This window comes from Haloplanus sp. HW8-1 (assembly GCF_023703795.1).
Lineage (GTDB): Archaea > Halobacteriota > Halobacteria > Halobacteriales > Haloferacaceae > Haloplanus > Haloplanus pelagicus.
Genome location: NZ_CP098518.1, coordinates 1,302,760 through 1,322,137 on the forward strand (window position 1 = coordinate 1,302,760; position 19,378 = coordinate 1,322,137).

A 19,378-nucleotide genomic window follows, 5' to 3' on the forward strand; every position below is an offset into this window, starting at 1 on the left:
CGTGTCATTTGTTGACGACCCTTCCTGTCACAACCTACACCTACCAACCCGCCACTCCGGCTCAAGCCGTTTTTAACCACTCAGAACGCGACAGCAGAGAGCAATAGTGAGTCAGGACTGAAGCGGATTCGACAGATCGAAACGCCGTAGGAGGAGTTCACCACCAGTCGTGACGACCAGAACACCGAGACACGGTGGCAGCAGTCCGACGACCCACACAAGAAGGGCGAACAGCCCGCCAGACTCACCGCCCACCAAGAGGACAAACTCGCCGAGAGCCCACGTCACGCCGAACAACCAGACGAGCGGCGTCCACGTTTCGTGGCTGACCAACAGGTACACCGGAAGAACGAATTGACCCGCGATTACGATTGCAAACCCGACCAGTACGGGGGCGACGAGGGGTGCATCTTCGACCGGATCGAACGCGAACCGCCAGAACACCAGCCGAACCCCGGCCCACAGACCGAGCATGGTTGTTGCGTACGCCGCTCCACCACCGACGAGCAATGGGCGCCTCGTCGAGAACCGCCGACCGACAACCGCTAAAGCGACAGCCCCAACCGCAACCACCACTGCGACGCCCGTCGTCAGCGTCGGATCGAACGCGTGACGTGGCGTGAGCTGTCCCAGAACTGACCCGTTCCATGCGGGAATCTCCGGCCACAGTGTCGCGTCCGTTCCCATCATCTGGAGTTGCCACAGGAGTAGTGAACCACTCGTCTCTGTGTCCAACGAGTGAGTTCGATTGATAAATTCAACGGCTGGTGACTCAGCAGGTCAGATTACAGTCCGAACGTCTCGTGCAAGATGGAACGCGCATATTCACCGGATCACTATTCCACCGTTGCCACTATCTCGAGGACGACGGGTGTCAGAATAAGTATTGCAAAAGCGCCGAGAATTACCCCGAATAGCAACAGAAACCCTCCTCGACCGGCTTTCCTCAACGCGGTGTTTCCTGAATCGTCGTTCATCACCGTCAGGTGAGCTTCCTCGGACATCATAACTGCATCCGCATCCGTGACTGCTTCCGCTGGTACTGGGGTAGCTTTCCCAACAACCGTGATTTTCTCGCCAACGCCGATCGTTCCTTCACTCACCTCGATGGGTTTCGTGGTGTCGCCCAAGACCGATGTGTATACTGATGGTTCCACCTCCAGCCTGTCATCAGCAAGTTCTTGTTCGATTGATTTTTTTGTACTTGGTGTTTTCGTCGTAGTATTCAGCGACAGGCCCTCTTTGTCGGGATCTACGAGGATATCGGTGACTCCGTCAGAAATAATGAATGACTTATAATTAGTGGCAGAGTCAATTCGTGTCCGACCGCTATCCTGTACTACTTTGCGGATATCGTACTCGTAAGCGACGCACTCATCACCTAGTATCGGTGACACAAAAGCATCGTCAGGCTGGGCTGGACGAACGCGACCCTGGATTTGAACCAATTCACTGGCTCCGATAGCCTCATTGATTGGCATTGAATCCGTGGCTACTATACCCCACCAATCTTTTATCGCTTTGACCCCGCTGGTCGTCGCATACAATGCTGCCCAAGCCGCTACGGTTCCAGCCAACAACTTAGCCAAAAATTCATCAACAGTCAGTACAGCCTCCCCAGACAACGATATAAACGCAAGCAAACGCCCCACAAACATATTCCATGCTTCTGTACCCAGCCAAATGGACATATCGATTGGGCACTTATCGGATTGTCACCCGTTCTAATCGCTGACTGAACAGCGAGCAATATTCCTCGGACACCGATGCGAACACCTGCAGTGCGAGTACTCAGAATCCTGAGTCGAGTGATTACTAACTAACTTTTCCGTGTCAGTTGCGACGGTGCTGACAGGGAACATATGAATTTGTTGCCCTCATGTGAGATACCACAACCGGGGGACACAGTTTTCTTTCTGCTGGAAGCCGTATGCGCCCCGTAGAAGATGGGTCAGAAGTCCTCCAGTATCGAACTTGCCGACACGCTATCTGATTTGATGAGCGGTGTGGCCGGGTGGCTCCTTATCGGACTCGGTATCATCGCGTTTCTGGCCGGTACCGGTGGAATCATTCAGACGGCAGGGACAGCCGAGGTAATCGTGCCGCTCCTGCTCGTTGGGTTCGCCGTCCTGTGTATCATTTCAGGAGCATTCGTCAACCCACGTTTTCGCCATCGGCTGGACCGACGTCACGAGCTTTCTCGGTTCGGGGCGGTCAGAACTGTCGAGCATCGGACTCGGTCGGCGACCGAGAACGGACGAGAGTCATGCTCGTATGCGATTCCGACTCGAAAGAGGGGCTCATCCGCCGCTACAGACGGGAGTACGCCGTCGTAGGTGTGCCCCTGTGGACGATATCTGAGAAGCACAACTTCTATTATCCGGACTGTGCGCTCGCGGAATTGTCTGATCGTTCCACAGTCGGTACTGGGGACGACGATACCGCGGAGTGGGCTGCTACCGAAGCCGAGTGATCCTACAGACCCCTCACAATCGGAATCACCGGGATGTACCGCGACGCTCTGTGACCTACTGACCCTCGGTATCTCGCGGCCCGGTTCTGCTGGATCTTTGGTAGTTCAGAGCGCGTATCTCGCACAGAATCATTCTCTAATTCGATCAGAGTAGATCGGTCAAGACAGTACATCAAAATATTAGTTGAGTCGAATACGACAAATTTGTTAGGATGAACCATCAGGAGACGGCAGAATATATCATATCTCTATTCGTTCTGGTTGTCGGTGTAGTAATCCTCACTAACCCATTATTAGGCTACTCACAGTTACTTCCGGACGGCATATTTGAATTGACATTTGGAGGGCTTCTCTTAACTAGCGGCCTGTTGCTATACCAGATCGGAACTAGTACAGAATAAAGCTACGCACGTTCATCTAACGGCTATTTCGTTGCTAGCGAGGCAAAATAAACTACGGCCGATTGCTGCGTACCATCTCTCTATTCAGCAGCGTGTTCCTGGCAGCTCCTGAGCAGATGGCGACTATATGTAGCACAACTATTGTCTTCTTGACGCCCGCAAAAAAACAACCACGAGGCTCAGACGCGGTGTTTCTGAGTCAGAGTCAAGGGAGCAATAGTCAACACACGTCCGAACTAACATGAGTGTATGAATCGCGTTCGACTCCGTTCCCAGCGGAGGCGTCCTCGCCGGCTGTCGACGCTGGCGCGTCCGCAACGAGTATACAGGGAGACGACAGGAGGCCAATGACCGACGAGTGTACTGCGGCGATCCCGGTGGACGCGTTTCCGGATCCCGTTCTCGCCTACGCCGTCGACGGTCGTGACGCACGCATCACGACGACGAACGCGAGCTTCGATCGACAGTTCGGAGATCCCTCACCTGAAGATTTCGTCTCGACGGTATTCGATCGGTTTAGCCACAGTACTACCACCGGGAATCGGGATCCGATAACTCACGTCGTCCGGGACGACCGTGTAGGGATCTATCTTGATGGTTCCGGGAATCGGGGGACGTTTTTCGTACGAGTGATTCCCTCCGAGGAAGGCACCGGGTATCTCGTATTCTCAGACCTAGAGGACTGTCCAACTACCGAGGAACTGCCCGCCGTCGATCAGGTTAGTAGCGTGCTTAGCCATGACCTGCGTAATCCGCTCGACGTCGCCGAGGCACATCTCACAGCAGCGCGAGAGACGGGAGATCAGGACCACTTCGAATCGGTCGCCGACGCACACGATCGGATGGAACGAATCATTCGTGATGTCCTTACCCTCACACGCGGGGACGCCGTCGTGGACCCGTCGGATCAAGTCTCGATCGAAACCGCAGCGACGGACGCGTGGCAATCAGTCGACACTGATGGGGCGATACTCGATCTCATTGGATCGCTCCCGACTGTCACTGCCGACGCTGATCGCGTTCGAAGGCTGTTCGAGAATTTATTCCGGAACGCCGTCGAACACGGTGCAACGGGTAACCGGGCGGACCCCGGTGACAGTGTGGAAGATAACGCTACTGATGGCCTGAGTCAGGCCGACGACAACATCGAACACAGCTCCACGGACAACCGGATGCGATCCGGAGATTCGGTCGATTTCGACTCGGACGCTCCCGCCCCGAACACTCACGGGGACCGGGGAGAACGAAGTCCGGGAACCCGTGAACAGTCGCTCGACCGAAGCGAAGGGACGACCTCCGAAGGCAGCCTGACGGTCACCGTCGGCGCGTTGTCGGACGGGTTCTACGTCGCCGATGATGGCACGGGTATCCCCGCCGACGAACGGGAGACGGTTTTCGAGCCGGGCCACTCGAGCATGAACGGCGGAACTGGACTTGGCCTCGCAATTGTCGAGCAAATCATCACCGCACACGACTGGAACGTAACGCTCACTACAGCTGACTGTGGAGGGGCACGGTTCGAGATCAGATTCTAACGCCGGTGCCGAACTATCCCTTATGACTGATAGAGAACGAACTGACCAGAGCGGTACTCCAAGCTATGGATGATCAACTGCAACGAGCGCCGATCGGCGTTCTCGAGGTGTCAACCGATGGAATTGTACTAGGTTGCAACGAAATCGGTCGGACGCTGATCGACGCTACGGACCCAACTGGCGCACCCATTGCCGACGTGTTCCCTCGGTCCGTCGACGACACCCTCCTGACCGCATTCGACGGCGAATCCGTCACCGAGACGGACTTCGAGGAGTACTATCCTGCCCTCGACAGGTGGCTTGCCGTCTCCGTCGTTGCGCTTGTTGAAGTCGGGACCGTCTACGTTCGAGACGTGACCGAGCGGCGACGCGAGAAACAGTCGCTTCAACAACTCCGACAAGAGCGCAAACGGACGGAGCTCATCGACAATGTGCGTTCGGACATCCTCGCGGCGCTCGTTGATGCCTCCTCCCGTGAAGAAATCGCCGACACGATCTGTCGGGGGCTCGGCGAGACCGACCTGTACGAATTCGCGTGGGTTGGAGAACGCGGTGTGGGACGCGACGGCCTCGTTTCCCGTGCCGTCGCGGGTGAGACTGGCGAAATATTCGAAGCCGTTCGCGACGCAGTCGACGACGAGACGGTGACGACCCCGGAGGAGCGTGCAGTCGAGAGCGGTCGAGTGCAGGCTACACACCCACTCACTGACAGTTCAGGGGTCCCTGAATCGGTCCGGACGGCCGGGTTTGCTGATGGCGTCCAGTCGGCACTGGCCATTCCGGTCGTATACGGGTCGAACGTCCACGGTGTCGTCGGCGTCTACGCCAGTGGCACCGAAGCGTTCTCCGAGCGGGAACGGGCCAGCTTCGAGACGCTGGGTGAGATAGCCGGGTTCGCGATCACTGCGGTTCGAAATCAGAACCTGCTGCTTTCTGACACCGTCACCGAAATCACCTTCGAGCTCGGGGAAAGCTCGGTGCTGACGCGATTGAGTCAGTCGCTCGACTCAACGCTGAAACTGGAAGGGCTGGTTCCACAGGCTGACGATGCGTTGCTCTGTTTCGTCTCCGTCGAAGGCGACGGAATCGACCGTCTCGATCAAGAGACCGCGGGGATGAGAGAAATCAGCGGGACACGAGTTATTAGCGAATCCGACTCCGGTGGTCGGGTCGAATTAACCACCTGTGGCTCGACGCCGCTACTCGCCATCTCCTCGCTCGGTGGAACTGTCCGGCGTGCCAGCTTCGACGGTGAGACGGGACGCCTCGTCGTGGACCTTCCGCCAGACAGTGATGTCCGCCGGATCGTGGATACCGTCAGCCGGGAGCACGACGCGGAGTTCGTCTCGAAGGCGGAACGAAAGCGATCCGTGACGACTGCCCGCGAATTCCGCGACGAATTGGACGACCGGCTGACACAGCGACAGCGGACGGTCCTCCAAACCGCATACTTCGCCGACTACTTCGAGTCACCGCGGGGGAGCACGGCCGAGGAAGTCGCCACCTCGCTGGACATCACGGGGTCGACGTTGCTTCATCACCTCCGCGCCGGCCAGCGGAAGCTTCTGGATGTCTATCTCGATGGACGGAGGAAAGCATCTGAAAGAGAGTGATGGAATCGACGCGCTCCTCACAACTCCTCACGATTGATCTCCTCGAACCGGTCGAGGATGTCGTCATCAGTCAACAGTCGTCTGGCTCGGGCTTCGAGTTGCTCGGCCTGCTCAGCCACCGCTACAAATCGTTCGTGCTCGCGATGCTTCTTTGCGTCCAGTTCGGCTTCGAGCACCGCTCGCTTGGCTTCCACGCTAAAGTACTCCCCAAGCGTTTCGTACGCGAGGATCCGTCGCTGCTGATCGATGACCGCGCGGACATCTTCGCGGTCCACCGGTTTACAGAGATAGTCGTCGAACGGCATATCGAGCACTTCGATCCCAGGATCGACCGCCGTTACCATCACCAACCGTCCGTAGTATCCCCGTTCGACCAGTTCTGATAGCACGTCATCACCCGACATGCCCGGCATATGCCGATCCAGAAGGACGATATCGACAGTCGTATCCGCGACTGTCGAAAGCGCGGCTTCGCCACTGTAGACGGTCTCGACGTCGCAGTAACCTCGCAGTCGGAGTGCGTACGCGTCTGCAACCTCCCGTTCGTCGTCGACGACGAGGGTGCGCACGTCCGCCGCGCTATCGTTTTCGGACATCTCTTTCGATCGCTTACGTGATGTCGAGGCTGCAGCCACATAACTGGTAATCTTCTCCGAGCAACGCCATCTGCATTCCTATAGTCCCGACCGTCACGCGGTCTGCATACTGAGCCCCGATACCCAGTACGAACGGCGTTCTTCTGAGAGTATGTCCGTCAACACGACCCCAAGATCGCAGCGGCAACCGGACTGGACGGAAGAGATCGACCTCTCGGCATCCGAGTTGTTCGACCTCTTCGGCGACGAATACACTCGACGCGTGTACGAGACGATCACGGAGCAGCCACGAAGCGGCCGTGCAGTGGCCGAGGCAGCGGATGTCTCGCGGGCGACGGCATATCGTCGCCTCAACGACCTTCGTGATGCGGGCCTCGTTCGCACTGAGATGATGATCTGTGACGACGGCCATCACAAGGAACGGTTCGAGCCTGTGCCGACCTCAATCTCTATCTCCCTCGACGACGGAATCGGGGCCATGGTCGACGTCGCGGACTGATTCTGCCGTCCACCGATCGAGTCGAAACGTTATGAGCGGCCGCCGACCACAGAACCGTGCGATCGGTGACTCGTTGTAGGGGACCCAGTCGAAAACTGCCCTCAGTCAAGACAATGATATCTGCATAGCTAGACTGCTGCTACTGGCCGGATCCGCATTGATAGCCTCCGATTACAGGGGGAAGCAGTACCAGTACACTGGTAGAGACGATGACGAGTGCCTTTCCACGTCAGAGCCACGTCGAACACAGCCCCCGTGAGCGAGCCGACCTCACCGTCTCCGGCGACTCACGGGTCGAAGCCCTCGACGCGCTGTCGTCGGGGACCGCACAGTCGATTCTGGGGGCGCTGGATGGTGATCCGAAGACGACCTCCGAGATCGCAAAGAGAGTCGATACGTCGATACAGAACGTCCATCATCACTTGCGACGCCTCGAAGAGAACGGCCTCGTCGAACCGATCGACACGTGGTACTCGGTGAAGGGTAGAGAAATGACCGTCTATGCCCTCACAGCCGAGAAACTCGTCGTCCAGTTCGGAGCGGCCGAGCAGTCGCAGTGACGAACGACGGGGCCCTATTCCCGGATGTTACAATCGTCGCACCACCGTTCACCGATGGACGCTATCGATCGAACCACCGAGTGACGAGAAGCCGACTCGCGACGGGTTTGGGCTACCGGTGCTATCTCACTCGGTCTCCGTCTCAGTTTGGTCGGTGAGATCGTCGAGCGTGATATTGACCGTCGTGCCGTCGTCGGTTTCGAACGATAGGTCACCGCCGAGTGCATCGACGCCCCACCTGAGTTGCCAGAGTCCGAGTCCGCGTCCATGTTGGAGGGAGGTTTCGGTTCCGGCCGCCAGCGATTCGAGCTCGGCCGCTGGAATACCGGGGCCGTCGTCGCTGATAGCGATTCTGTACCCTTCTTTATCGGCCGTCGGCGCTATCGAGACGGTTACACTCGACTCCGCGTATTTGACTGCGTTTTCCAGCGGGCTGGTCAGTGTCGTCTGCAGTATCTCGGCGTCGGTCCGGAGCGTGGCCGTCGACGGGAACTCCGTGTTGACCGTGACGTCGTCAGATGTGATCTGCGAGAGCAGACTAGGAACCACCGATGTGAGATCAACCACCGTTGGGTCGGGGTCACGGGCCATCAGACGGTCAATCCGTCTGGCACGCGTGCCGATCGACGCCAGCCGGTCCGTTGCTGCCAAGACGGCCTCAGCATCGTCGCTATCCGTTTGGTCGGCCAACTGCTCAGTGTGGCTTCTGATCACGTCGAGCCGGTTCCTGAGGTTGTGTCTGAGCAGCCGGTTGAACACCTCGAGCCGTTGTTCGCGTTGTTTTCGTTCCTCGATGAACCGCTCTAGATCGTCGCGCATATCGGCCATCGCCTCCCCGACTGGCCCCGGAATCTCTTCGTCCAGCGCCGCGTCGTCGAACTCCCGGCGGGCGATCTTTTCGGCCTGCTGGGTGATCGTTTCGATATACGCCTTCGTTCTGTGGAGGCTGGCTCTAAGCTGTCCGACCTCGTCGATCCGGTTTCCGTCCGGAATCTCGGCCGTCAGATCACCTTCGGCGACTGCTTCCGCCTGACGCGATAGCCGTCTGATCGAACGGATCGGGCCGAAGTGGATCATGCCGCTAATCAATACGAATCCGACGACCGTGAGCCCGATCAGTACCGTCAAGTCGGTCTGGACCTGGTTGGTCACAGCCAGCGCCGTCGACCTGGGTACTTCCTTGACGACGACCCAGTTGACACCGTCGCTCGGGACGCTGTGGTAGCCTCTCACTTCCGTGTCGCCAAGTTCAGCACCGCTGATCGGCGCGAACTGATTTGGTCGCTCTTCGATCCGAGATTCGACCTCGGTGACGGTCGATTCACCCTTGTACGGACGGAACTCGTTTGGCCTGTTCTTCTCGAACATGACGTACCCACTCACGCCGCCGAGGACGACGGTGCTCGTGTCGTTGGTCGCGTCGGCCGCCGCCGCCACTCGAGTGCTGGGATGGTACTCACCGATCAACACGTGGTCGCCATCTGGCGTCGGTGAGGCGATCGCGACCGACATATTGCCGGCGTCCAAATACACCCACGAGACGAGCGTCTCCGTCGTGTTGTCGAACTGGAACGCGACTTCCTCGCCGGTGGCAGTCTGTCCCCAGTCGATCTCGGTCGCCGATAGTGGCTCGCCGGCTAGGCCGTCACTACTCGCAACGATCCGCTCCGTTGTGCCGTTCGACGGCTGTTCCGTCGGCCGCTCGACGACGTGAAGACTGACGAGTTCGTCCGACGTCCGGTCGAGTTCGCCGGCGAGGGTGCGCTCGATTCGTGTTCGGTTCGAACGATCGATCCCCCGATGCGAGGACAGCAGCCGAATCGACTCCTGTTCACCCTCGAACCATCTGGCGAGACTCTCCGCCTCGAGTTCCGCGTTGGCTTCGACCGAGGCCAACTGTTCGTTCGTGACTCGATCGGACACCTGACTGGCGATTGCCATCCCGCCAGCGACGATAACGGCAGTAATGAGCAACGAGACAGCAAAGAGCTTTACTGCGTATCGTGAGCGGATTTTCTCCGGCAGAAGTCCCTCACTGTCCATTCAGGCTCATTTTTGTGAGGGCACTAATAAGAACCAGGCCCGATCACTGATTTGCGCTCCCGGGACACTGGTAGCGTCCACGGCTTCGTCCGGGCCGACATCGACACCCTGAGCGAGTTATCCAAAGCGTCACCAAGTTCGATCCATCCGGGCGTTCACCACGCCGTTGGACGGGTGCCTCCTGTGATGGCGTCGCATCTGTTCGACACACTTCGAAGCGATACGAACCGCTTCAGGGCGTAGTTTCCGATAGTGAAACACGGGGACTCCATCTATTAATTTCGGGGTCCATCGTCTCCATGTCCGCCCAGTCCCCCAGCGGGTGATCTATGTCCCCAACCGCCCAACACGTTCGTCGCTAATCGTGCTCCACGCCGTGCATCGGCCGTCCGATTTCGAGATCGGATCGAGCAGCCACTGTTGTATTCAGCCGATATAACATCCAAATCGCTGTCCGAGATATGGAACGATGATCTCTGGTACCACACTAACTACCTTGGTACTCAGGACCCTGGCTTCCGCCCTATTGTATTGGACGACGTGGAGGGCTTACCGGTCCAGAGACCAGCCCAGTGCGGAACCGTTTCTCGTACTCTCGATCACGCTGACGGTCTGGGCAGTCTCCTCGCTTGGGGCCACGGTCGTCAGCGTGGCAACCGTGCGCGTCCTCGAGTCGCTTTTCGATCTAGTGCAATTCGGTGCCCTGCTGTTTCTCCCCGTCGCTTGGATCGCCTATGCACTCAGCTATGCCGGCCGCGGAATCATGGCGACACGGAAGCGGATCGTGCTGCTATTTGGCATCGTGTTACCGATGGTAGTCGGGGGCATCGCTCTCGCTAGTGGTGCTTCCAAAACGGTTGTCGGATCGGTGATCGGGCTTGCGATCGGATGGGCGGTCCTATACGGTTTCTTACTGTTCCTGTATGCCCTGTATGCGACGTATCTACTGATCGATCTCAGCTGGGGTCATCCCCGGGTGTCGGGCACACAGATAACCGTGCTGACGGCCAGCGTTGCGGCTCCGAGCCTGCTCTCCGTTGCGGAGGCTAATACCTCACTGGTCGGTGGCACGACGCTCGGTCTGCTCGTGTCGGCCAGTTTTCTGACCGCTGCAATACGACGGTACCCGGTACTGACCGGGTTCCCGAAAGCCGACTACGTCGCACGGACACGCGTCGTCGAAACCCTGCAGGAGGCGCTCGTGGTCCTCGACTGGGACGATCACGTCCTGGATATCAATGAGACGACGGCGGAGTTGTTCGACGGGTCCACGGAGGGGATGATCGGCGAACCGGTTCGGTCTGTCATTAACGGACTCGAAGGGACCGAACTCCCCACAGGGGCGACGGGAACAGTCGCACTTCAGACGTCGGAAGGCCGCCGGCGGTTCCAATTCAGCGTCTCCGCGGTCGAGGAAGCCACGACCAACGACAAAGGTAATGCCGTCGCCAGAACCCTACTCTTCCGGGACATCACCGACCGAGAGACCAGAGAGCAGCGACTCACGGTTCTCAATCGTATCCTCCGCCACAACGTGCGCAACGACTTGGACGTCGTGCTCGCGTACGCCGACGCCGTCGACGACGAGGAGCTACAGACCGGCATTCGAGAGCGCGCGACCGACCTTCTCGAACTGAGTAACAAGGTCAGAGAGGCGGAGGCAGTCATGACCGAGAGTACCGATTCACCGGAATCGGTCGATCTGACTGACGTAGCCAGCACTGTCGTCGATCAGTTCCGATCCAAGAACGAGTCGGCCGACATCTCGCTCGTCTGTCCCGACGCAGTGACTATCTCCTCCCATCGAGCCGTCCTTCGCCAGGTGCTTTTCGAACTGGTCGAAAATGCACTCGAACACACGACTGCGGACGCGCCTAGCGTCGAACTCAGCGTTCGGGAGGTGTCGGACGGAGCGGTCGAACTCTCCGTCGCGGATGACGGACCGGGGATTCCCGAGCGGGAACGAGAGATACTCGCTGCCGGAACCGAGACACAACTCGAACACGGCCAGGGTATCGGACTCTGGTTCGTCAACTGGGCAGTCACTCAGTTAGGAGGAGAGATCCAGTTTCGTGAGAACGACCCAGAAGGCAGTCTCGTCACGGTCCGGCTCTACGATTCGGTACAGTAACTGGCCGACCCGCAACCGCAAAAACGAATACGCCCCATAGAGCGGGAGCCAGTGTATTCCGACCGTCCGCGGACGGGGACCGTTCGTACTGCACCGAACGCCACTCTTCGACCGAGCAACACCGTGACGGGATTTTTATATAGAGCGATAGATAACCCAACGTGGTTCGGATTGGTCCCCTCCAGTTGACCGAGACGTGGACGTACGCACTCGTCGGTGGGCTACTTGCACTCCCGTTCACCGCGCTCGAAGTGTGGCGCTCCCCGGAGAACATAACGCTCGGAGCGGTCCTCGTCGGGAGCGTATTCGCCGGGTATCTGATCAAGCGACACGGCGGGAACAGCACCGCGACCGGAATACGGGCCGCGCTTATCGGTGGAATCCCGGCTCTCTGGGCGCTGAACGAACTGCTTTGGGCGATCTCGAACATCCCGAACCCGCCGTGGTTCCAAGCGGTCAGCGTCGGGATGGCACTCGCGTTCGGCGGCCTCATGTTGGTAACAGTGGCCGTCTCCGGAGCGCTCGCCGGTCGCTTCGGCGGCTGGCTGGCCGAACGGAGGGGTCGCGACGGCGTCGCCGACGCACGGAGTCGTACGTAGCGAGGAATCTCGAATGAAAGAAGCTAGAACGCACTCTACACCACTAGTGTTCCTGACACACGACGTATCTCTGTGTGACTACTATCCCTTCCTCGATTAAGACGATGTCGAGCTCGTGGTGGTACGGTGTCGCCCTATTCCCCCTCGTTGCGGTGACGACGCTTCTCTCCGACTTTGGTTCGCGGACGTTTATTCTCGTGTCCTCGTCCGGCGGTGATCCGAACGTCGCTGCTGGCATCGCGTCGTTCGTCCTCGCAGTGGTTTCGTTCTGGGGCGGTATCTTCGTATCCCTCGTCGTTCTTGCGTGCCTGCTCGCAGACATTCGGGCACTCGGCGACGACGAACGATGGTCTCCGAGTATCGCGTGGAGCCTCGGCGGCCTCGCACACCTCGGGGCTGCCGTCTTCTCGCCACTACTGCTCGCTTCGGTTCCGCTCCTGACGTGCTACCTGTATCGACGCCGTGACCGTCTCAGACGTAGTTGAAACTCTCTCCGATCGAACGCTCTTCGGTCACGAACAGACAGCCGCCGGGGATCGCACCTGCGGACGGGAGTCTCGGTAGGATTCGAAGCCGGTGTACCGAAGGTCAACCCAGTAGAGTCGCCCCTCGTATCGGGTAACCCATGACCCGGATGCGGTGTTCACTGAAACCGCCGTGTGGCTGTGGAACGTTTCAAGGAGAGATCGAAACGCCGTGTCGCTGGTGTTCTCCGCGCGATACGTCCCATCGGCCGCCTCGTTCACAGTCTCTCGCGTGTTCGGATCAAGCCCCGACAGCTCGAACACATACTCGTCCTGCAGACATGCGGCGTACGCGTCAGCGGTCGTCGCAACGAGTCTCGGCTGGTACCGATAGACGGTCAGGGGGCGTGGTTCGCTTGACGCGACGTCGACTTCGACCAACGTTCCGTCGTATCTGATCGCATCGTACCGCTGGCCGGCGATGACCGACTGGTTGAGTTCAGATGGACTGTACGTTCGCCGCTCCTTGATGCTTGACCGACTGCCTTCCTCAGCCGTTATCACCGACAGGGGAGTACGAAGCATCGCCCTGTCGACCGGTGGCAAGTCGTTGTACGCGACGGTCGCCCACCCCTTCCGATCTGCCTCGTCCGTAGTCGCGTTTCCGTCGAATCTGTAGGTCACTTGCCGCCCGCTCGTCGTGCCTACAGTCGTGTACGAAAGGGTGTAGAACCGGTCGCCCGTCCGGTATACCGTCGAATTGTTCTTGTGTGGTGGGTCCGTCGCAGCGACCGTCGCGGATTCGTTCCGGACGGCCCGACTGAGAACTTGTGGTTGCGGGCCGCGTTCGTCTTCCGCCGCTAGTTCATCCTCGGGGACGGTCGTACTGGCGTGGTCGGCCAGTTCCGTGTCGTTGACCGGGTCCATCGAGAGCGACCCGGCGGGCTGTGAACAACCGGCGAGGGCAACGAGACAGACCGCTGTGGCCGTGGCAACGAGCAGTCGGGGTTGCATATCGATACGACTCATTCACTGGCTATTGAATGCTCAAACCGGATTTCGCAGTCAGCAACGGGCTGGCTGTGAACACCTTCGACTGTGTCGCATCCGAGCGGGGACCGGGCGACGAGTCGTATTAGAACCAACTGCTGTTGAAGCGTAGTTGGTGTGCGGAGAAGTTTCACGAAGACGTTAGATACGCGGCTGCATCCGCGATTCAGTCCTACCTCATACTCCGAGACTGCCAGGACGGCAGTACAAACCCGCCTCAGGCGAGCGAACGCGTCGCGGACGCCGATCCGCCGCGCAGTTGCACGAACGAATCGGCGATGATGCCGTACATCAGGATAACGAACACCGAATTGATGACGAGCGAGGCGAGTTGCCCGACCGACGGCGAGACGAAGGCAAGTAGCGATCCGATCGCCCCACCGATAGCGCCAACGACGCCGAACAGAACGACGAGGGCGAGCAGTCGCCAGCGGTTGCCACTCGCCAGTTCCCAACTCCGACGGAACGCCTCGATGGGCCCGGTGTCCTCGACGGCGACAGCGAACACCGCGAACTGGAGGCTCACGGCGAGAAACAGGCCGGGAACGATGAGGAACGCGAACCCGACCGTGATCGCCACTCCGAGGACGACGCTGACGACGAGTGCGGACAGGAACGCACGGCCGAGACGCCGGGTGAACAGGTGTCCAGGGAGCGACGAGAGATCGGAGGGGTCACGTGCGAATAGCCGTGCGGTCACGAGAAAGACGCCGATGCCGAGCAACAGCGCGAAGACGGCCAGTCCGGCTGCGACCTCGGTCGGTAGCGGGAGCGCGAAGCCGACCCCGGCGTCGCCGGATCGAACCCCCGATGGAAGTTGGTCCACGACGACGGCGTTGAACGATCCGACGAAGAGGACCTGATAACCGATCATCAGTACGAGCGCGACGATGCCACTGATCGAAAGCGAGCGTCGGGCACCACGCCCGATCGCTGTGCCTAACTGGAGGGCCATACGCGGTGTGACGAGGGTGGGACGTGTGAAACGTCGTCCAGCGTTTCTCGTTCGGAAACCCCCCGCAGGACCCGTCGTTCGCGTTCCGCTCGGTGCGGGGACGCCACGCCGCGTCACGACGCTGTTGCAGGCCACGAAACGCCGCGTCAACAGCTTTTGAAACGTCGGGCTATGGGGACGTGAACGGACATCGCCTACTGGGCCTGCTCCAACTGCCGGTGGCGACGGTCGGCGCAGGACTGGCAGCCTTCGGCTACCGGGCGCTCGTACGGCTGCCATCGCCGGGTACGGGAGGGCTGTTCGGTCCGGCGGTTGCGCTCCTCACGCTGTCGCTCGTCGTCTGGGCCGGTCTGTTTCTCCTCCCGCTCGGGCTGTTGATTCCGCCGACGGGTGGGTACGGCATCGAGTTCGACGACAGCCAGCGACAGCTGCTGATGAGCACGACGATCACCGTGGCTGTCGACCCGTTCGTCGGGGTCGGGATGGCGTTCGTGACGCCCTGGATCGTTCCGCAGGCGCTGACGCTCAGTATGTGTGCGGCGTTGCTCCCGCTGGTTGCCACCCTTCTCTGGCGTGCCGGGCAAACGCTCCGGTCGCACGCGACATAGCGACGACGGCCGGTCGGCCCCGAATCGGTACTCGTGGCCCCAACGGGCCTGACCGAACAATGGTGTCGGTGTTGCCGACTCCGAAACCGCCACGGGGTATTCATTCGCCGTCGCGCCGTCTCGGCGTCCCGTGACAGTCATCAGCGCCACGGACCTCTCGAAGCGCTACGGCGACGTGCTCGCTCTCGACCGCGTGGATCTGACCGTCGACGCCGGCGAAACCTTCGGCTTCCTCGGGCCAAACGGCGCGGGCAAGTCGACGTTCATCGACACCCTGCTCGGATTCGTCGCCCCGAGCGACGGCACGCTGTCCGTGTTCGGCCACGACTGCCAAGACGACGGCGTCGCCGTCCGCGAACGCCTCGGCGTCTTGCCGGAGGGATACGCTCCCTTCGACGCCCTTTCGGGCCGCCAACACGTCGAATACGCGATCCGATCGAAGGGTGTCAACGAGAACCCCGCCGATGTCCTCTCCCGCGTCGGCCTCCGTGACGACGCCGCGAGACCGGCCGCGGACTACTCGAAAGGCATGTGCCAGCGGCTCGCGCTCGCGATGGCGCTCGTCGGGGAGCCGGACCTGCTCGTCCTCGACGAGCCGACGACCGGACTCGATCCGAACGGCGCCGCGGAGATGCGGACCATCCTCCGCGAGGAGGCCGACCGTGGGGCGACGATCTTCTTTTCGAGTCACGTCCTCGAACAGGTCGAGGCGGTCTGTGACCGGGTCGGCATCCTCCAGAACGGCCGGCTGATCGCCACCGACACCATCGCCGGACTGCGTGATTCGATCGGCGGTGGCACGAAACTGGTCATCACGCCCGACCGGGTCGACAACGGGACCCTCGACGCCGTCGAACGGGTCGAAGGCGTCGAGACGGCGGTCGAACGCGACGGCGCCATCGAGGCAACGTGTACGAACGATGCGAAGATGGACGCGCTGGTCGAACTCCACGACGCCGGCGTCGAGGTCGTCAACTTCCGCACCGAGGAAGCGTCGCTCGAGGATATGTTCGTCGAGTTCACCGGAGGCGAGCGGGCGTGACGTGGCGCGTGATCGCCCGTCGGGACTGGCGGGTGGTACTCGATGCCCGACTCCCGAAGGTCGCGCTCGTCGGCCTGATCAGCGTCATGTCCATCGCGGCGTACGTCTACCCCGTCGTCGGCACCCCGCCGATCACGACGAGTCGGTTCGGCGCCTTCGTCGGTGGGTGGCTTGGGGGGTTGTTGGCCCCCATCGGCGTGTTGTTCGGATACGGCGCTATCGCCCGCGAACACGAATCCGGCGCACTGCGGCTCGCACTTTCGATGCCACACGGCCGATCGACGCTCGTACTCGGACGATTCGTCGGCCGAGCAGGCGTGCTTGGAGCCGCCACCGTCGTCGGGATGGCGATTGCGGGTGTCCTGGTCGTCTACCCGTACGGGACGCTGCAACCGCTCCACTTTCTGGCGTTCGTCCTCCTGAGCGTCGGCCACGGCGCCACTTGGGTCGGGATCGGCGTTGCAGCATCCGCGCTGGTCGCGACGAACCGACGGGCGCTCGTTCTCGGCGTCGTCGCGCTCTTCGTCTTGGTCATCGTCTGGGACGCCGCTACTGCAGGAGCCGAGGCCGGGCTAGTGGCGGCGGGGGTCACCGACGGTCCGATCCGTACCGCGGTTCGGGTCAGCCCTCAACTCGACCCCGGGAGCGCCTTCGAGACGCTCGTTACCGCCCTGACTGCGAGCGATCGAGGGGCTGGCGCGTGGTACGACGGGCCGACGCTCGCGCTTCCGGTCTTCGTCGGCTGGCTCCTCGGTCCACTGTCGGTAGCGATACTCCGGTTCGAGTGGAGGGACCTCGCGTGACGTGGCGCGACGTCGCCCTCCGGGACGTTCGTGCCGCCAGCCAGTCGATCGGCATCTGGATCGTCAGCGGGGTTCAGATCCTCCTATTCGTCGGCCTCGCGGCCGTCGAATTCGTGCCCAACGACGGCGCGTTCCCGACGTACCTCGATAGCCTCACCGGGGTCGTCGCGGTGACGGCTCCGCTCGTCGCACTCCTGCTCGGGTACAAATCGATCCTCGCGGAGCGTGCCGGTGGGCAACTCCGACTGGCACTCTCCGTCCCCCACTCCCGCCGGGACGTTGCAGTCGGCAAATTCGTCGGCCGGAGCGTCGTCTTCTCCGTGCCGACGGCGCTCGCGCTCTGTCTCGCCGGCGGCGTAGCTATCGTGCTTGCCGACGGCGGCGTGCCGTGGCTGTGGCTGCCGTGGTTCGTCGGTGTAACGGTACTGTACGGGGTCACGTTCGTCGGTGTGGCCGTCGGCGTCTCGCTGTCGACGGCGACTGGTCGACGCGTGACCGTCGGTACCATCGGTGCGTATCTGGTGACGGTCGTCCTCTGGGAGGACCTCCATACGGCAGTGCTGTTGATCCTCCATCGGTTCGACACGGCGGTCACGAACGACATGCCGGGCTGGGCTCTCTTCGTCCGCCTGTTGGCCCCGAGTGAGTCCTTCGACCTGCTCGTCCGGACCGGGTTCGCCGTCGACCGGGCCGGTCGGTACGTCGACAGTGGCGTCGCGTACGTCGCTTGGCCGGTCGCGCTCGGACTGCTGGTCGCGTGGACGCTCGTTCCCGTCGCGCTCGGCTACTTCCGGTTCAAGACTGCGGATCTTTAGCGGATGTGGATTCGTTGGTGTGCGGGGCTTGGCTCCGTTTGTAGCAGTTCCGGGCAGCCCCGTCGAAATTCGCGACAATCATTGCTAATCGACGACCGAACAGGCGTGTCTCGGGATGTGCGCTGAGATGATCGGCTCTCGGAGTGGCCGAAAAAAATGAGCAGTTTGATGTAATATTCCTGTGCGGTCATCTGAGGGAGCGATCACACGACGGCAAAACAAAACAATCGGGAATCATCCTCGCTCGGATTCGCTGACTTTGAAACAGAGCGAATCGCCCTTGTTTCGCGCAACACCGGGGCATGATATGGGATTGATTGGCCGCCTCAAGATTGGGTTCGCCATGGCACGAAGAAGTGGCCGGGTGCTGCGATCCTATCCGAGACTTCTCGCGTTCCCGCTGCTGGGCGGACTCTCGGGCGCCGCATTCATAGCGACGCTGCTGGGTGGTCTCTACGTGATGGGTCCGTTGCTTCAGGGCCCCGGTCCGGCGATGTACGCGACGCTATTCGTCGCGTACCTCCTCGAGACGTTCGTTGCGTCGTTTTTTACCGCGGCACTGGTCGCGGCGACGCGGACTGTCTTCAACGGTGACGAGCCGTCGATTGGGGGAGCGCTCGCTAATGCTTGGCAGCGGAAACTACCGCTGTTGGCTTGGTCGCTCGTTGCCGCAGCCATCGGCATTATCATTCGGCTGGTCGAAAATGAAAACAATATCGTCACCCAGATCGTCGCCGGAGTCTTCGCAGTCGCGTGGAGTGTGATGACGTTCTTTATTATCCCGGTAATTGTTTTCCGGGATCCGTCGGTCACGGAGATGTTCAAGCAAAGCGCACGGACGTTCAAAGATACGTGGGGCGAGTCTATCGGTGCGCTGGGAACGATCGATGTGGTAACGTTCCTCTTAGTGCTTGCCGGCATCGTTCTGGGAGGGCTGACTTTTGTCGTGACGACCGGGTTGGGGACAGGCCAACTGCTGGCCACGCTCCTGATCGGCGCCACTGCCGTCAGCGTCGGCCTACTCATCGGGAAGGCGCTCAGTGGAATCGCCAGAACGGCGTTGTACCTCTACGCGACTCAAAACACTGCTCCCGAACGCTTCGACGACATGGATTTCAGCAAAATATAGTCGCTTCAGTCTTGTTTAAACCTTCAGTAGTTGATGTGTTTCGACTCGTTTGCTGAACACAG

At 60.4% G+C, this 19,378-nt stretch carries 19 protein-coding genes; 12 read left to right on the forward strand and 7 right to left on the reverse strand.

Annotation, left to right across the window (positions count from 1 at the left end):
• Positions 1–111: 111 nt before the first annotated feature.
• Both NBT82_RS06905 and NBT82_RS06910 read right to left on the reverse strand, forming a co-directional pair.
• A complete protein-coding gene (locus NBT82_RS06905) occupies positions 112–690 on the reverse strand; it encodes a hypothetical protein (protein WP_251330816.1) in 579 nt (192 codons plus the stop codon).
• A gap of 146 nt (positions 691–836) precedes the next feature.
• Positions 837–1,625, reverse strand: coding sequence for a hypothetical protein (locus NBT82_RS06910; RefSeq protein ID WP_251330817.1), 789 nt, complete (start codon positions 1,623–1,625; stop codon positions 837–839).
• A gap of 641 nt (positions 1,626–2,266) precedes the next feature.
• Here NBT82_RS06910 and NBT82_RS06915 point away from each other — a divergent pair.
• From NBT82_RS06915 to NBT82_RS06925, 3 genes are all read left to right on the forward strand, one after another.
• Positions 2,267–2,473: a DUF8108 domain-containing protein gene (locus tag NBT82_RS06915; protein WP_251330818.1), complete on the forward strand. Its 207-nt coding sequence runs from the start codon at positions 2,267–2,269 to the stop codon at positions 2,471–2,473.
• A 748-nt stretch (positions 2,474–3,221) separates the two neighbouring features.
• The gene (locus tag NBT82_RS06920) at positions 3,222–4,409 is read left to right on the forward strand and encodes a sensor histidine kinase (protein ID WP_251330819.1); all 1,188 of its coding nucleotides are present in this window, start codon (positions 3,222–3,224) and stop codon (positions 4,407–4,409) included.
• 65 nt (positions 4,410–4,474) lie between these two features.
• Positions 4,475–6,022, forward strand: a complete 1,548-nt coding sequence (locus tag NBT82_RS06925) for a bacterio-opsin activator domain-containing protein (protein ID WP_251330820.1) — start codon at positions 4,475–4,477, stop codon at positions 6,020–6,022.
• A 17-nt stretch (positions 6,023–6,039) separates the two neighbouring features.
• On the opposite strand, the gene NBT82_RS06930 is transcribed toward NBT82_RS06925, so the two are convergent.
• On the reverse strand, positions 6,040–6,618 hold the full coding sequence (locus NBT82_RS06930; RefSeq protein ID WP_251330821.1) for a response regulator transcription factor: 579 nt from the start codon (positions 6,616–6,618) through the stop codon (positions 6,040–6,042).
• 151 nt (positions 6,619–6,769) lie between these two features.
• Here NBT82_RS06930 and NBT82_RS06935 point away from each other — a divergent pair, with 151 nt between their 5' ends.
• Entirely contained in the window at positions 6,770–7,117 is a 348-nt protein-coding gene (locus tag NBT82_RS06935) for a winged helix-turn-helix domain-containing protein (RefSeq protein WP_251330822.1), read from the forward strand.
• A gap of 209 nt (positions 7,118–7,326) precedes the next feature.
• Positions 7,327–7,677, forward strand: coding sequence for an ArsR/SmtB family transcription factor (locus NBT82_RS06940; protein ID WP_251330823.1), 351 nt, complete (start codon positions 7,327–7,329; stop codon positions 7,675–7,677).
• A 126-nt stretch (positions 7,678–7,803) separates the two neighbouring features.
• On the opposite strand, the gene NBT82_RS06945 is transcribed toward NBT82_RS06940, so the two are convergent.
• Positions 7,804–9,720, reverse strand: a complete 1,917-nt coding sequence (locus NBT82_RS06945) for a sensor histidine kinase (protein WP_251330824.1) — start codon at positions 9,718–9,720, stop codon at positions 7,804–7,806.
• Between the two features lie 469 nt (positions 9,721–10,189).
• On the opposite strand from NBT82_RS06945, the gene NBT82_RS06950 reads away from it, so the two are divergent.
• Both NBT82_RS06950 and NBT82_RS06955 read left to right on the forward strand, forming a co-directional pair.
• Positions 10,190–11,851, forward strand: coding sequence for an ATP-binding protein (locus NBT82_RS06950; RefSeq protein ID WP_251330825.1), 1,662 nt, complete (start codon positions 10,190–10,192; stop codon positions 11,849–11,851).
• Positions 11,852–12,012: 161 nt separating this feature from the next.
• A complete protein-coding gene (locus tag NBT82_RS06955; protein WP_251330826.1) occupies positions 12,013–12,450 on the forward strand; it encodes a DUF5518 domain-containing protein in 438 nt (145 codons plus the stop codon).
• 43 nt (positions 12,451–12,493) lie between these two features.
• Here NBT82_RS06955 and NBT82_RS06960 read toward each other — a convergent pair whose 3' ends face one another.
• From NBT82_RS06960 to NBT82_RS06970, 3 genes are all read right to left on the reverse strand, one after another.
• Entirely contained in the window at positions 12,494–12,688 is a 195-nt protein-coding gene (locus tag NBT82_RS06960) for a hypothetical protein (RefSeq protein ID WP_251330827.1), read from the reverse strand.
• 274 nt (positions 12,689–12,962) lie between these two features.
• Positions 12,963–13,928, reverse strand: coding sequence for a hypothetical protein (locus NBT82_RS06965; RefSeq protein ID WP_251330828.1), 966 nt, complete (start codon positions 13,926–13,928; stop codon positions 12,963–12,965).
• 253 nt (positions 13,929–14,181) lie between these two features.
• Complete coding sequence (locus NBT82_RS06970) at positions 14,182–14,919, reverse strand: DUF7847 domain-containing protein (protein WP_251330829.1); 738 nt, start codon at positions 14,917–14,919, stop codon at positions 14,182–14,184.
• 179 nt (positions 14,920–15,098) lie between these two features.
• On the opposite strand from NBT82_RS06970, the gene NBT82_RS06975 reads away from it, so the two are divergent.
• From NBT82_RS06975 to NBT82_RS06995, 5 genes are all read left to right on the forward strand, one after another.
• Positions 15,099–15,527, forward strand: a complete 429-nt coding sequence (locus NBT82_RS06975; protein ID WP_251330830.1) for a hypothetical protein — start codon at positions 15,099–15,101, stop codon at positions 15,525–15,527.
• 130 nt (positions 15,528–15,657) lie between these two features.
• Positions 15,658–16,569 (forward strand): ABC transporter ATP-binding protein, encoded by a 912-nt coding sequence (locus NBT82_RS06980; protein WP_251330831.1) that lies wholly within the window; start codon positions 15,658–15,660, stop codon positions 16,567–16,569.
• Positions 16,566–17,372: an ABC transporter permease gene (locus NBT82_RS06985; RefSeq protein ID WP_251330832.1), complete on the forward strand. Its 807-nt coding sequence runs from the start codon at positions 16,566–16,568 to the stop codon at positions 17,370–17,372. The genes NBT82_RS06980 and NBT82_RS06985 overlap by 4 nt, the downstream gene beginning before the upstream one ends.
• The gene (locus NBT82_RS06990; protein WP_251330833.1) at positions 17,369–18,187 is read left to right on the forward strand and encodes an ABC transporter permease subunit; all 819 of its coding nucleotides are present in this window, start codon (positions 17,369–17,371) and stop codon (positions 18,185–18,187) included. Before NBT82_RS06985 ends, NBT82_RS06990 begins: the two co-directional genes overlap by 4 nt.
• Before the next feature lie 307 nt (positions 18,188–18,494).
• A complete protein-coding gene (locus NBT82_RS06995) occupies positions 18,495–19,316 on the forward strand; it encodes a DUF6159 family protein (RefSeq protein WP_251330834.1) in 822 nt (273 codons plus the stop codon).
• The last annotated feature ends 62 nt before the right edge of the window (positions 19,317–19,378 follow it).